At 65.9% G+C, this 13833-nt stretch carries 11 protein-coding genes; 2 read left to right on the forward strand and 9 right to left on the reverse strand.

What is annotated here, in order from left to right; genetic code table 11:
* Positions 1–53: 53 nt before the first annotated feature.
* The 4 genes from ACYQ3G_RS12025 to ACYQ3G_RS12040 are packed head-to-tail and all read right to left on the reverse strand — an operon-like array spanning position 54 to position 4928.
* Positions 54–1136, reverse strand: coding sequence for an LptF/LptG family permease (locus ACYQ3G_RS12025; RefSeq protein WP_459826060.1), 1083 nt, complete (start codon positions 1134–1136; stop codon positions 54–56).
* Positions 1133–2311: an LPS export ABC transporter permease LptF gene (lptF, locus tag ACYQ3G_RS12030; protein ID WP_459826061.1), complete on the reverse strand. Its 1179-nt coding sequence runs from the start codon at positions 2309–2311 to the stop codon at positions 1133–1135. The genes ACYQ3G_RS12025 and lptF overlap by 4 nt, the downstream gene beginning before the upstream one ends.
* Entirely contained in the window at positions 2308–2490 is a 183-nt protein-coding gene (locus ACYQ3G_RS12035) for a hypothetical protein (RefSeq protein WP_459826062.1), read from the reverse strand. The genes lptF and ACYQ3G_RS12035 overlap by 4 nt, the downstream gene beginning before the upstream one ends.
* The gene (locus ACYQ3G_RS12040; RefSeq protein ID WP_459826063.1) at positions 2487–4928 is read right to left on the reverse strand and encodes a DNA internalization-related competence protein ComEC/Rec2; all 2442 of its coding nucleotides are present in this window, start codon (positions 4926–4928) and stop codon (positions 2487–2489) included. The genes ACYQ3G_RS12035 and ACYQ3G_RS12040 overlap by 4 nt, the downstream gene beginning before the upstream one ends.
* A 165-nt stretch (positions 4929–5093) precedes the next feature.
* On the opposite strand from ACYQ3G_RS12040, the gene ACYQ3G_RS12045 reads away from it, so the two are divergent.
* Both ACYQ3G_RS12045 and ACYQ3G_RS12050 read left to right on the forward strand, forming a co-directional pair.
* Positions 5094–5513, forward strand: coding sequence for a response regulator (locus tag ACYQ3G_RS12045; protein ID WP_459826064.1), 420 nt, complete (start codon positions 5094–5096; stop codon positions 5511–5513).
* Between the two features lie 25 nt (positions 5514–5538).
* Positions 5539–8691 (forward strand): hypothetical protein, encoded by a 3153-nt coding sequence (locus ACYQ3G_RS12050; protein WP_459826065.1) that lies wholly within the window; start codon positions 5539–5541, stop codon positions 8689–8691.
* A 181-nt stretch (positions 8692–8872) separates the two neighbouring features.
* On the opposite strand, the gene ACYQ3G_RS12055 is transcribed toward ACYQ3G_RS12050, so the two are convergent.
* From ACYQ3G_RS12055 to coaE, 5 genes are all read right to left on the reverse strand, one after another.
* Complete coding sequence (locus ACYQ3G_RS12055) at positions 8873–9325, reverse strand: metal-dependent hydrolase (RefSeq protein ID WP_028576155.1); 453 nt, start codon at positions 9323–9325, stop codon at positions 8873–8875.
* 61 nt (positions 9326–9386) lie between these two features.
* Positions 9387–10568 carry a SufB/SufD family protein gene (locus ACYQ3G_RS12060; RefSeq protein WP_459826066.1) on the reverse strand — a complete coding sequence of 394 codons (1182 nt, stop codon included), beginning with the start codon at positions 10566–10568 and terminating at the stop codon, positions 9387–9389.
* Positions 10556–11323, reverse strand: coding sequence for an ABC transporter ATP-binding protein (locus tag ACYQ3G_RS12065; protein WP_459826067.1), 768 nt, complete (start codon positions 11321–11323; stop codon positions 10556–10558). The genes ACYQ3G_RS12060 and ACYQ3G_RS12065 overlap by 13 nt, the downstream gene beginning before the upstream one ends.
* Before the next feature lie 95 nt (positions 11324–11418).
* Positions 11419–12132 carry a rhomboid family intramembrane serine protease gene (locus ACYQ3G_RS12070; protein ID WP_459826068.1) on the reverse strand — a complete coding sequence of 238 codons (714 nt, stop codon included), beginning with the start codon at positions 12130–12132 and terminating at the stop codon, positions 11419–11421.
* A gap of 2 nt (positions 12133–12134) precedes the next feature.
* Positions 12135–13712 (reverse strand): dephospho-CoA kinase, encoded by a 1578-nt coding sequence (gene coaE / locus ACYQ3G_RS12075; RefSeq protein WP_459826069.1) that lies wholly within the window; start codon positions 13710–13712, stop codon positions 12135–12137.
* Positions 13713–13833: the final 121 nt, after the last annotated feature.

The following is a 13833-nucleotide window of genomic DNA, read 5'->3' on the forward strand; positions in this document are numbered from 1 at the left end:
GAAAGCCGCCCAGAGTTATCCACCAGATCATCGCACGCCTCCGAAAGGGCCGTTCAGCCCAGATGAAAGGAACGGCCCATGGCCATGCGCCCGCCCGCCACAAGGGCAAAGAGCGCATTGGCCGCCCAGGCCGCCAGCACCGGGGGCACCAGGCCCTTCTCCCCTGCCGAGGCGCAGAGCACGAACAGGCCGTAATAGCAGAAGGTGGTCACCAGCCCCACGGGGATGATGACGTAGAGCGACCCAAAAACCGAAATCACGGCCAGGGCGATGAGCGCCATGACCAGCACCGAAGCGGCGTACGCAAGCTTCATGTGCCAGGCCGTTTGCAGGCGCTCGATGTTCGACCCGGAATCCCTGAGCCGGCGTATCTCGCTCCCAAGTTGCCAGAAGGGCAGGGAGTCGAGCTTGGTCTTGGGGTCGATGATCAGAAAACCGGCCACGTCGGTACGCAGGTCAAGATCGACGCTCTTTTCCCGGGTGACGGCGAAGGATTCGGGGACAGTGCGCGTTGCATCCGTCAGCGTCCAGCCGCTCGCCGACGAACGGAATTCCGCCGCCGTGAGGACCTCCGCGACCTTGCCGGAATCCTTCGCGTCCAGCACGTAGACCGTCAGTTTCCTGCCAGTCCTGGAGGCCGGGACAACCTCCCCCATGTGCACGATGCGATCCCCTTCGCGGAACCAGATGTCGTTGAGCTTGCGGGTCACGACCTGACGGTTGCGCACCTCCTCGCTCCAGATCCGGTCTGCGCCCTTGTGGCCGCTGACGCCCAGCACCTCGGAAAAGGAGAACTGCACCAGACACAAGGCCAAGGCGTACCACAGCACGGACCTGGCCACGCTCCCCGGTGAGACGGCGCAGGCCTCCAGGGCCAGCAACTCGCGGTTGCGCAGCATGAGCCCGAGCTGGACCATGAGCGCCACCAGGAACACGGCCGGAAATATCTGGGCCAGGATGAAGGGCGTGCGGAAGATAAAGTAGGCGGCGATGGTGCCGGCGCCGACCCCGGCGGCCAGAAATTCGTCCATGCGGTCGAAAAGCTCGACGAAAACGAAGATGCCAAGGCCGATGCCGCAGATCAGCAGCAGCAGGTACAGATTCTGGCGAAGGATGTAGCGGGTCAAAAGGTTCATGAATCAGCCCCGCGCGGATTGGTCAGGCGCCTGAGCCATGTCGTCACGGAACGGAAATCCGCCCCCCGTTCCCCGATCACCCACCACATGCCGATGGCCGCGCCCAGCAGGAAAATGACGTTGGGCATCCAAAGTCCGACCGCGGCAGACATGACGCCACCCTCGGCCAGGGACATGCCGGCGGACAGCAGGATGTAGTACAGAAAAAAGGCCCCCAGACAGACGAGAAGCCCGTACTGACGCTTCATGCCCTGGAAAAAGAAGGCCAGGGGCATGGCGAAAAGCCCGAGGACCATACAGGCTGCTGGCAGGGAAAACCGCTTGTGCATCTCGGTCTGGACCCGGCGCTGAAAATTGTCGCCCCTGTTGGCGAAAGCCTCGGCCGCAAGCGTGCGAAGATCCGCCCAGGACATTTCCTTGGGCGCCTTGTCCTTGAGCTCCAACCCGCCCAGAAGCCTGCTCATGTCCAGGGACAGGAGATAGCGGTCGAAGCTGATCACGGACAGTTCCTCCCCCTGCCGTCGGTAGATGTGCCCGTTTTCGAGGAGCACGAAGACCTGCCCCTGCTGCGCATCGGAATCGATCTGACCCTTGGGGGCGACGATGGTCGCGCTCGATTCGGACTTGGAGGAATCGAGGACGAAGACGTCGCTCAGCGCCCCGCTGCCTGGGTCGGCCTGCGTCGCGTACACGGTCAGCCCCGGAAAGGAGGTGTTGAACACGCCTGGCTGGATGTTGACCGACGTCTTGTGCCTGGCCATCTCCACCACGGTCTCCCGGAAATTGTCCATGCCCCAGGAGATGCCCGTGAGGGAGATCCACAGGGTCAGGGCCGAACCGCACGCACACAGAATCAACGGCGCGGGCATGAGGGGCCAGAAGCTGATGCCGCCGGCGCGCAGGGAGATCAGTTCACGGTCCGCGCCCATGCGCAGGAAGGTCAAAAAAAGCCCCATCATGCAGGACACGGGGATGAGCAGGATGAGGAACAGGGGGCTGAGGAAAACGAAAAGCTTCAGCAGGTCGAAAAGCGTCACGCCCTGGGCCATGAACAGGTCGCGCAACTGAAGGAGCCTGCCCAGCAGGATGAGGCACAGGAAGCCGCCGAGGCAGATGCCCGAAATGAGCAGCATCTCCCGGAACAGCTCCCTCTGCAGCAAAGGCGGTCGGATCACCGTGAGGCCACCTCATCGAGGTAGAACTTGGCCAGGGCCAACTCCTCCGTGGGCGTGAGGTTGAAACGGGTGGAGGCCTGGGCCATGAGTCCCTTGAGATCGGCGTCGCCGCGGCGATGCTCCTCGATCCAGGCGATGGCGTTGCGCAGGTTCTTGTCCGTAGGCATGATGGTGGTCATTGACCGCTCCTTGGGTTGTGCTGTTCGAGAGGGGGCATACAGGAAAGGTGCGCCGGGCACAATGCGTCAGGGCCGCCGCCCGCACCGGCCCGGGCGCAGCGCACCTGCGCCGGTCCGTCCCCGTCCCAGCTGAACCGCACCGCGCCGCAGTCGGCCGTGGTCAGGACGGCGCTCCCGGCATGTTCGCAGGCCTGCACCACCTCCGGATGGGGAAACCCGAAGCGGTTGTCGGGACCGCAGGCGGCCACGGCCCAGGCCGCGCCGACCCGGTCGTACAGACCGGGCTTCAGGCTCGACTTGGACCCATGGTGCGGCAGGACCAGGACCTCGGACGCGAGATCTGCGCCCGAAAGCAGGACGCCGGCCAAGGCCCGCTGCTCCGCATCCCCGGGGAGCAACGCCAGTCCCCTGCCCTGCCACACCAGCCGCAGCACCACGGAGGTCTCGTTTCCGGACAGCCCCCGTTCGCCGACGGCCGGATACAGGACGTCGAGCCACAGTCCCGGCTCGATGTCGATGCGGTCCCCGGCGCGCACCGTCCGCGCCGTCCACAGTTTTCTCGACATGAGCCGCTCCAGGCGCCGCGAGTCCTCGCTGCGGTCCAGCAGGCCGGACCAGGCGAAGCACCCGACATCGAAGGACTCCAGGACATACATCAGGCCCCTGGAATGGTCCGAGTCCACATGGGACAGCACCACGACGTCCAACCTGGGCGGTCGGCTCCAGGCCAGGGCCGGCGCCACAAGCGCCCGGCCCGGGTCATAGTCGGCGCTCCACCCGCCGGCGCCGTCAACCAGCACCATCCGGCCCGATGGCCCGCGGATGCCGACGGCCTGGCTCATGCCCGTGTCCAGCACCGTAAGCTCCACAGCCGGGCCGCTCATGCCCGTCGCATCGCGCAGGGACGGCGCGGACATAAGCAGCAGGCCGAGCCCGAGAAAGGCCATGGGTCCCGGTGCGTGCCGCTTCGCGCCCAGCATCGCGCCCGCCGCCAGCAGCACGGCCCAGTAGCCGACCACTTCGATCCCTTCGGGCCGCAACACGGCTGCGGCCCGCAGCATTCCCGCGGCGTCCAGAACGCCAAGGCCCCGGTCCAACGCGTCCACCCCGAGACCGGCCAATGAAAAACAGGCCCGCGCCGCCTCCACGGAAACGAAGACGGCGAAGAACCCGAGAAAGGACAACGGCAGGACCGCCATGCCGAGAACGGGCAGCCAGAGGAGGTTGAGCCACAGATGCACAGGTGTCTCGAAGAAATACAGGGCCTGGACCGGCAGGATGAAAAGGTTGGCGCAGACCGTGACCGCCGCCATGGTCAGCAGAGCGTATGCCCAACGCCCTGCCCGGCCGCCTTGCCGCAACGGCTCCAACAGTCTCGAAAAATGCGGCATGAAAAGGACGATGCCCGTCACGGCCAGCACCGAGAGCTGCAGGCCCACGTCGCGCGCGATGGCCGGATCCGCGACGACGAGGACCGCCACGGCGGCAAAGAGGGTGTCCTGCGGCTGGTTCCGCGCCCCGCGCAGCAGATGCAGGGCCAGGGTCGAAAGCATCAGCGCGGCGCGCAGCAGGGACGGGGTGAAGCCGCCCAGCCACATGTACCCGAGGACCAGGGGCAGGGACAGGAGCACCCCAAGCTTCTGACGGGGAACAACGAGCAACAGGCCGGGGCGGACTCGTGCGGCCCCCTTGGCCAGGACGAAACCGAGCCCCGCCACCAGCGCCAGATGCATACCGGACAGCGCCAGGCTGTGGGACAGGCCGGCGCGCCGGATGCGGTCCATGAAGGCCGGGTCGAGGTCAAACCTGTCGCCGAAGAGCAGCGCCCGGACAACCGCCCCGCCCTGTCCAGCGGGGACATGCCTGGCCACGGCCTCCAGAAGCCTGGCCCTCAAGGGCCGGCCTCCATCCTCCCAGCGCACGTCCGCGCGCCCACGCGAAAAGGCCCTGTGCCGGACGCCCTGTCGGGCCCAGTAGTCCTCGTTGCTCGACAGCCCGAAATTATGCCGTCCGCGCAGCTCGCGGATGCGCAGCCCGGCCTCGAACTCCCGTCCGGCATCGGGCATCGCCGGCGGATCGATCCAGGTCCAGGCCAACCGTCCCGGCAGGGCCTCGCCCGTGTCCGCACGGACCACATCCGAAGCGACAATCGTCACGCGCCGGCCTGGGTGGGTCCGGACCTCGCGCACGACGCCCCGTACGCGCGCCTCGACGTTCCAGCCGGCCGGCCCGAACCCGGCCGGGGGCATTGCCAAGGCCATGCCCAGTCCGAATGCGATGCACATGCCCGCTGCCAGCCCGCGGCGCCGGGCGAAGGCCAGAACGCACAGAACGCAGGACAGTCCTGCCGCCGTCGGGTAGTCCCAAGCGAAAAGGCCGCAGACGCAGGCCAGCAGGCAGAGCTGCCAGGGCAGCGGGATGACGGGAACCTCTCTCACGCAAACCTCCGTCCCGCCGGCTACCAGAGGCAAGGCGACCTGTCATGGGCATGAGGCGGTAGAGGCGCTACGGGGTACCAAGAAGGACATTGCCTGTCCGCGCCTTCTCAGGCTATGAATGAGAGCTGTGGACCGGAAAGCGATCAACGATTTCAGGGAGCTCCAATGGAAGAATTTTCCGTACTGCTGGTAGACGACGAGGAGGATTTCCTGCGCACCATCATCAAGCGGCTGTCCAAGCGCGGCATCCGCGCCGAGGGCGCATCGAGGGGCGAACAGGCTCTGGCCATGCTGACCGAGGAACCACGGGACGTGGTCGTGCTGGACGTGAAGATGCCGGGCATGGACGGGATCGAGGTCCTGAAGCGCATCAAAGCGCAATGGCCCACCACCGAGGTCATCATGCTGACCGGACACGCCAGCATCGATGCGGCCATGCAGGGCATGGGCTGCGGCGCCTTCGACTACCTGATGAAGCCTGCGGACCTCGAGGACCTGCTCTACAAGCTTGAAGACGCGTACCGCAAGAAATCCCTGAACGACCGACGCCAAGGCAACGGAACCGTCGCCGACGGCCAGGCCTAGCCGCTCCGGCGAATCGGGAACCCGCGTGGCGAATTCACGTTTCTTTTTCGACGCCAACGACTACACGCTGCTGCGCATCGTCAACGACGTCCTGCACCGCTCGGCGGAACGGGCCAGCGTCCGTTCGCTGATCGACAGCTGCATGCATCCCCACGGCATCAAGGAGATGGCCGCACCCGGCGTGCTGCGGGTGGCCTACGCCATCGCGAGCCTGCTGGGCTCCCTGGAGGGCGGCAAGACGGCGGACAGGATCAGCGCCCTGCGGGCCCTCAGGGACGAAATCCTGCTCTCGAACACCTTCTATCTGCAGAAAAACACCTCGCGCGTTCTCCTGCAGATCATGAAGGAGCTGGTCCGGCACAAGGACAACGAGCGAGCCCAGCTGCGCCTGGCCCACGACTTCCGCATGGCCTCGTCGGGCAAGCCGCGCGTGGTGCGGGCGGCGCTGGAGAAATACCACCTCCTGGAAATGCCCGAGGAATGGAACCAGCTGGCCTTCGACCACCACGTCCACGACGCCAACACCAAGGGCCGGAAGTCGCCGACCCACCTGGTCATGGACGCCTGGATCAAGGGCATCCGCTTCCTGACCGTGGTCTACTACAACTACGTAGACGCCGAGGTGGCGAGCGAACTGCTGGAGGCGGGGCGCATCCTGGACATGCACATCCGCATCGGCATCGAGGTCACCTCGCGCTTCCGCGGCAAGTACGTGCGCGTCATCTGGGAGCCGCAAAGCTATACGGACCCCAAGTCCTTCCAGGCCTTTCTCGAAGAGCAGCCCGTACGCGCCTTCATGAACGAAGGGCGTCAGATCTCGGCCTATCAGCAGAAATACGTTTTCGAGGCCCTGGCGGCATACAACCGCACCCACCGCGCCGCCATGGAGGAGGAATACGGCCTGACCCTGGATGAGCTCGACGCGGTCGGCTTCCGGGCTTTCGTCGGCACGGGCCAGCCCTCGCTCCTGCACCTGGCCAAATACATCCAGAGCGGACTGCAGCCCAGATTGCAGGACGCCGCGCGGGCCATGGCCAAGGAATACGCCAAGGCCGGCCCCGAACGCCGCCTCGAACTGCAAAAACGCCTCGACGCCCTCAACGCCATCGACTCGGACCTGCTCATTTCGAACTATCTGCAGCCGTGCCGCAATCCCGAGCTGCACGACCCCACGGCGCCCCAGGACTCCGGCGACGTGCCCCACCTGCTGCGCCTGCACATCGGAGAGCTGCTGCCCAGGCTGGCCAAATTTCATTCCAGCTCCCACTTCACCCTGAACCTGAGCAACCTGTCCACGGCGGACGCCCTGGAAATTCTCTACGATTGCCGGGGACACGTCAGCAACATCGAACTCTACAATCTCAAGGACGTAACCCGCGGCAAATGGTCCCTGGCCCCGACCGGGCAGAAGGGCTGCCCCGGGGACGCGGTCGACCTGATCAGTCCGGAACGGACCTTCGCCCAGATCGCCGAACTGCAGAAGGCCTTGAACGAGGACAACGTCATCGCCCTCAAGCGCGCCATCCGCGCCGTGATCTGGTCCTTCGAGGAGGACAGGCTGGTGCTGTCCAACACGCTCTCCCTGGCGCGCGGCAGGAACGACCTGTCACGGGTCGCGGAAGTCCAGGCGGAGCTTGCGGACATGGACGCCCGCAAGGACAAGCTGCTCGACATCCTGTTCGACATCGAGAACTTTCACCGTCACTACAAGTCCCGACCACTGGGTTCGCGCATCGGCAGCGGCTCCACGGGCCAGTCCCGCCACCTGTACGGCATGGGCGTGGTGGTGCTGGAGACCCTGCCCGCGCGGGCGCGGAAGATCGCCCTGAGCCAGGGCGGACAGCGCAAGCTCCTGCCCGTCACGGCCCGGATGACCATGCACATGCGGACCTGCTGCCACTGCCTGTCCGACGACACCCCGCTGCTGCGGATGGTGCGCAAGATCCCGGGCCTGGAACGCGTCGGGTGTGGCGTCAACCAGGAATGGTTCCTGGACCGCATCGACATCCACCCCAAGCAGCCGGGCAACATCGTCACCCTGGGCGGCGTGCAGCTGGAACACGACAACGGACTGCGTCTGACGGAGCAGACCGGTGAGACGGCCGCGCCCCTCTCTTTCAAATACATGAACACGGCCCTGAAGAACGGGCTGAAGATCCTGGGGGGCTTTGTCCCGGCCTTCCTGACCTTCGCCCTGACCAAGGACTGGTGGGTGCTGGCGTATCTGGGCGGCTTCATCTGGTTCGGCATCACGGGCGTGCGCAACGTCCTGCAGGCCGTGCTCGGCGGCGGCGGCCTCAAGCGCTCGCCCCTGGTGCAATGGAACTCGCTGATCAGTTGGAGCCGCATCGCCGACTCCCTGCTCTTCACGGGCTTCTCCGTGCCGCTCCTGGATCTGGTGGTGAAGACCATCCTCCTGGACCGGACCTTCGGCATCACCACGAGCACGGACCCCATCCTGCTCTTCTCGGTCATGGCCCTGGCCAACGGCATCTACATCTCAAGCCACAACATCTTCCGCGGCTTGCCGCGCAGCGCGGTCATCGGCAACTTCTTCCGCAGCATCCTGTCCATCCCGCTGGCCGTGCTCTTCAACTCGGTACTGGCCGGTGGCATGCACATGGCCATGCTGCCCGGCGTGGAGGAGGCTCTGCAGAAATGGGCGGCCATCACGTCGAAGCTGGCCTCGGACGTGGTCGCGGCCATCATCGAGGGCCTGGCCGACCGCCACAACAACGTCCGCACCAGGCTGGCCGACTATCGCGCCAAGCTGGTCGGCATGTACGACGCCTTCGCCCGCCTTGACGTGCTCTTCCCGGAGGAGGACGTGCTGGACATGCTGGAGTCGCCGAAGATGTTCATCGAGACCATCTCCTACGAGGCCCGCGACCTGGAAAAGGTGCTCATCGTCAACGCCCTGGATTGCATGTATTTCTGGCTCTACCAGCCGCGGGCCGCCAAGGCCCTGGAGATCGTCTCCCGGGACATGAGCAAGGAGGAGTGGCTCATCTTCCTGCGTTCCCAGTACGTGCTCAAGCGCTACCGGGAGATCAGCCAGATGTTCGTGGACGGACTGGTGGGCAAGCACTTCTCCAAGGCCCTGGCTTTCTACCTGGACCGTTCGGACAGGTACCTGCGCGACATGGAGGAGATGGCCAAAAGCAGGAAGCTGCGCTGAGCGGAACAATGGGCGACATGCGCCCGGCAGGTCGCGGGCGTGCTGAAGAGGCATGGATTCCCGCCTTCGCGGGAATGACATCGGGGCAGGGGCGATGGTGATTCGTCAATCCCTCGAACGTACGCCCGACAGGGAGGCGAGAACCCATGCCTCAAAACCTCTCCGGCGAGCGCCGATCCCGTCAGCTCCACTTGCGGTCGAGCATCAGGTGCGAAAAATACCCGACCACGGCCGCGCCGTAGAACGGGGCCATGGCCCTGGGCGAGGCGCCGTAGAGCCAGATGGGGAACAGGGCCAGGGGCAGCGGGACGAGGAGCATGGCCCACCAGGTGTGGGTCCAGCCGCGATGGGAGCCGATGGCCGGGAACATGGCTGCGAAACCGAGAACCGCGGCCCATTTGTAGTGCCCCTGCACGATGAGGGCGAAATCGAGCACCGCCAGGGTCAGGTAGAAGATGTGCTGGCCGCGCGAGTCCGTGTCCACGTCAGGGAACAGGCTGCCCAGCAGCACCAGGGCGCCGAGAACGGCCATCTGCGGCATGTCGGGGACGTACGTCCCGCTCCATATCAACCCACCCAGCACCGCCGCACCCGTCAGCGCCCCGCCGACGAGATGTCCCTTGTATCCCGGCACGCGAACCTCCCAAAATGCAAAGGCCCGGACAAGCCGGGCCTTTGCGGTCGACGATCAGTTCCTACATGGCGTCGCCGGCGTCCAGCTCGGCGATGGTCCTGTCGATGGATTCCCGCAGCTCCTGCGGCAGCCCCATGATCTCCACGTTCAGGAACCCGCGCACGATGGTCGAGGTGGCTTCGTCCTCGTCCAGGCCGCGGGCCATGAGGTACTCGATCTCCTCCTGGGCGATCTTGCCAACGGCCGCCTCGTGGGACAGCTCCACGCCCGGCACGCGGCCCTGCAGCTCGGGAATGGCGTGGATGACGCCGCCGCCGAGGATGAGTCCCTTGCACTCCAGGTGTCCGCGGGCCGGCACGTCGTTGCCGATGATCTCGCCGCGGGCGACGATGGTGCCGCCGGTGGTGATGGTGCGGGAGATGATCTCGCCGCGCGTGTTCGGGGCGTTCAGCACGATGCGGTTGCCCGTGTCCACGTGGGAGCCTTCGGGCGTGACGATGACGGAGTTGAAGCGCGCCACCGCGCCCTCGCCGTTCAGATGGATGGTCGGGTAGGACTGTACGGACTTGACCTTCTTCAGCAGGATGTAGTTGTTCTGCAGCACCCCGCGTTCCTCGACGATGCCCACGGTGCGGGGCCGGACCATGACGTCCTCGCCCCAGTTGTGGACCATGGTGAAGGTCAGCTTGCCGCCCTTCTTGATGTAGAACTCGGAGATGCCCAGGTGCAGGGCCGAGGTCACGTCGTGGGATGTGGCGCAGCCGGTGATGATGTGGACCTCGGAGTCTTCCTCCACCACGACGATATTGTGCACGTTCTGGCCCACGTTCTGTCCCTTGATGAACAGGCAGGACTGGACCGGCTCGGCCACTTTGGCGCCCTTTTCGGTGCGGATGAAGTAGCCGCCGTGCAGTTCCTCGCGGGCCGCGGCGCGGGTGAAGTCGTCCTTGTCGGGATCCATGGCCTTCCAGAAGTACTCGGGCAGGCCGTCGTACTTCTTGAGGGCCTGACGGATGCCCAGCACCTCCACGCCCTTGGCGGACGTCTTGCAGTGCACGGTGGAGTGGTCGAACTGCAGGAAGGTACCGGCGCGCTGCTCTTCGGCGTCCACGTCCACGCCGACCATGCGCAGTTCGCGCTTGCTGTCCTCGGACAGGGTCGACAGGTCGGGCAGTTCGGCGCTCTGCTGGCCGGAAAAGGCGTAGGAGTTCAGATCGACCAGGGTTTGGTTCAGTTCAGACATCTGATGCACTCCTTGTAGCCGTACTTGCTGATGTGGTCCAAAATGTCGCGGGGCCTCGTGGGCCGCGTGTCGCAGCACAGCACGCCGTTGTACATGACCTGGCCGCGGTCGGCGTTGACGTAGTCGAGGATGTAGCCCGTGTGGGTGATGATCAGGCCCGAGGTCTTGTTGCTGCGGCGCAGGTCGCGCATGCAGGTGTCCGGCTTGGGCTCGGCCGCGCCGTCCAGGAGCGCCCGGGCCGTGTGGCCGATGAGGGCCATATTTTCGAGGTCCACGCCCGACTCGGGCTCGTCGAAGAGCACGAGGCTCGGGTTCTGGGCCATGAGCTGCAGCAGTTCCGAACGCTTGATCTCGCCGCCGGAGAAGCCCGAATTGATGTCGCGCTCCAGAAAATCCGTGAAGTTGACGGTCTTGGCCATGGCGTCCACATCCACCTCGCGCCCGCGCGCGCACATGGAGACCAGGTGCCGGGTCTTGAGGCCGTGGATGGTCGGCGGACGCTGGAAGGACATGCCTATCCCCAGGCGCGCGCGCTCGTAGGTGGGCATGGCCGTGATGTCCGTACCCTTGAAGACGATCCGGCCGGCCGTGACCGTGTAGCCTGAGAAGCCCATGAGGGTCATGAGCAGCGTGGTCTTGCCGGACCCGTTGGGGCCGAAGAGGATGAAGGTCTCGCCTTCGTCGATGTTCAGGTTGATCCCCTTGAGGACTTCCCGTTCGCCGATACTGACATGCAGGTTTTCGATCTGAAGCATAGTGGCATCCCTATGGTGGTATGGAGAGCGGCCCGGAGGGCGCGTCAAGGCAAGAGATTGCGCTTAATGGAGGAGGCCCCAAATGTCCAGCCGCCCTACTTCCACTCCTTGAACGATTCCGAGCGGTAGCAGTAGTAGCAGCGCGAGTCGTCGCGGAAGAAGCGCAGCAGGACCATGCCGGCCACGAAGCCGCCGATGTGCGCCCACCAGGCCACCCCACCCCCGCCGGCCGGGGCGAGCATCCCCGAGAAGACCTGGGTCAGGAACCAGGCCCCGAGGTAGAAGACGGCCGGGAGTTCAAAGACGAAGGGGATGATCAGAATGGGCAGGAAGGTCACGACTTTGGCGTGGGGGTACAGGAAGAAGTAGGCACCCATGACCCCGGCGATGGCCCCCGAGGCGCCCACGACGGGCACCGTGGAATTCGGGCTCGTGACCATGTGCACGCCAAGGGCGCACAGGCCGCAGAGCAGGTAGAAGATCGGGAATCGCACGGGGCCCATGACGTCCTCGACGTTGTCGCCGAAGATCCACAGGGTCCACATGTTGACGATGAGGTGCAGCCAGCCCGAGTGCAGGAACATGTGGGAAAAAAGCGGCAGCCAGGCGTTTTCGGGATACCCCTGCCACATGGCCCACTCGGGGTGGAAGAAACGGGCCGGGACCACACCCAGCAGATGAAAGAGCTTGAATTCCTGGGCCGGCGAAAGCCCGGCGTAGAGCAGGAATACGATGACGTTGACCCCGAGCAGGGTCCACATGACGTACGGCTTGTGCCGGGAAGGGATGTTGTCGCGCAGAGGGAGCATGGTCAGTCCGTTTCGTCGAAGGTGTCTGGGTGTTCGAAGAGGTCGCGCAGCTTCTCCAAGTCCCGCTGGGACCGGGCGCGCAGCATGTCGCGCACCACGGTCAGCATGGACCTGGCGCGGGTCCGCAACTCGTCCAGGGAGCCGGAGTTGTCGATGGCCAGATGCGCGGCGCGCACCTTCCTCGCCTGGGGCCATTGCCACGAGTCGATCTCGGCGATGCGCTCGTCGGACCAGCCCCGGCCGCGCAGGCGCTCGTGGCGCACGCCGTCCGGGCAGAAGACCGCCGCCACCAGATCCGTCTCGCCGGCCAGCCCGGCCTCGCACAACAGCGGGATCTCGGCCAGGGTCACGTCCTCGGCGTGCTGCGCCCTGAAGTCAGCCAGGGCGTGACGGACCAAGGGGTGGACGAGGCGCTCCACCTCCCGGCGCAGGCTCGGGTCCTGCATGGCCTCGCGCAGGCGGTCCTTGTCGACGCCGCCGTCCGCAGCGGTGAAGCGCCGTCCGAAATGATGTTCGAGGATGGCGCAGCCCGACCCGCCGCGAGCATAGGATTCGGCCACGACCCGATCCGCGCAGAAGACCGGCACGCCCGCCTCCTCCACCGCCGCCCGCACCGTGGACTTGCCGCCGCCGACGGCCCCGGTCAGCCCGATGCAGACCCGCTCCCGGGAAAGCTTTTGTAATACATGAAGAAAATCGGCCGGCGGCGCAGCCGAAAAGGACAGCTCCTCACCGCCCGCGGGATGTCGGAAACGCAGCCGCCAGGCGTGCAGCATCTGCCGCGGGGCCCGGGCGGCCGTCTTCCTGTCGGCGTAGACGGCGTCGCCGAGCAGCGGGTGTCCAAGAGCGGTCATGTGTACGCGGATCTGGTGGGTGCGGCCCGTGAGGATGCGCACCCGCACCAGGGAGGCGCTGCGGTCCGGGGCCGTCCACACGAGCCGGTAGCGGCTTTCGGCAGCACGCCCGCCCCGCTCGGCCACGGCCATGCGCGTCTTGATGGTCGGGTGGCGGTCCAGGGGCAGGGTTACGGCGCCCGAAGACGGCGGCACCCCGGCCACCAGGGCCAGGTATTCCTTGGACACGTCGCGCGAGGCGAAACTCTCGGACAGGGCCAGCCTGGCCGGCTCGGACAGGGCCAGAACCATGAGACCCGAGGTGTCCTTGTCGAGGCGATGGACCACGCCGGGCCGCTGTCCACCCAGGGCCAGCAGGGACGGGAAGCGGGCGGCGGCCCTGTGCACCAGGGTTGTCCCGCTCACGGACGGGGCGGGGTGGACCGTCAGCCCCGCCTCCTTGTCCACCACGGCGAGGTGCTCGTCGGCGTACAGGACGTTCAGCGGCCCATCGACGGGGACGATGTCCGAATCCGGAAATTCCGGAAGCAGGCTCAGCTCCTGGCCCGGAAGGACCTTCGCCGCCGGCTTGGTGCAGACCTTCCCGTCGATGCGCGCACGGCCGTCCCGAATCCAGGTCTGAACCCGGCTACGGGTCACGCCGTCCTCGTCCAGCACTCCCTGCCAAAAAGCGTCGAGCCTCTGGCCTCCGTCGGCCGCCTGGGCCTTCTCCACAAATTCCTGCATGTCCCTTTCCTGTTCCGTTTTCCCGCGCGCCCTGGCGGACGATCGGTTTCCTTTCCGGGAAATGCGTATGCGGCTTTGACCGTCCTGACAACAAAAAGGCGGCCCCGTCAGGAGCCGCCTT

Source organism: Desulfomicrobium salsuginis (assembly GCF_054657795.1).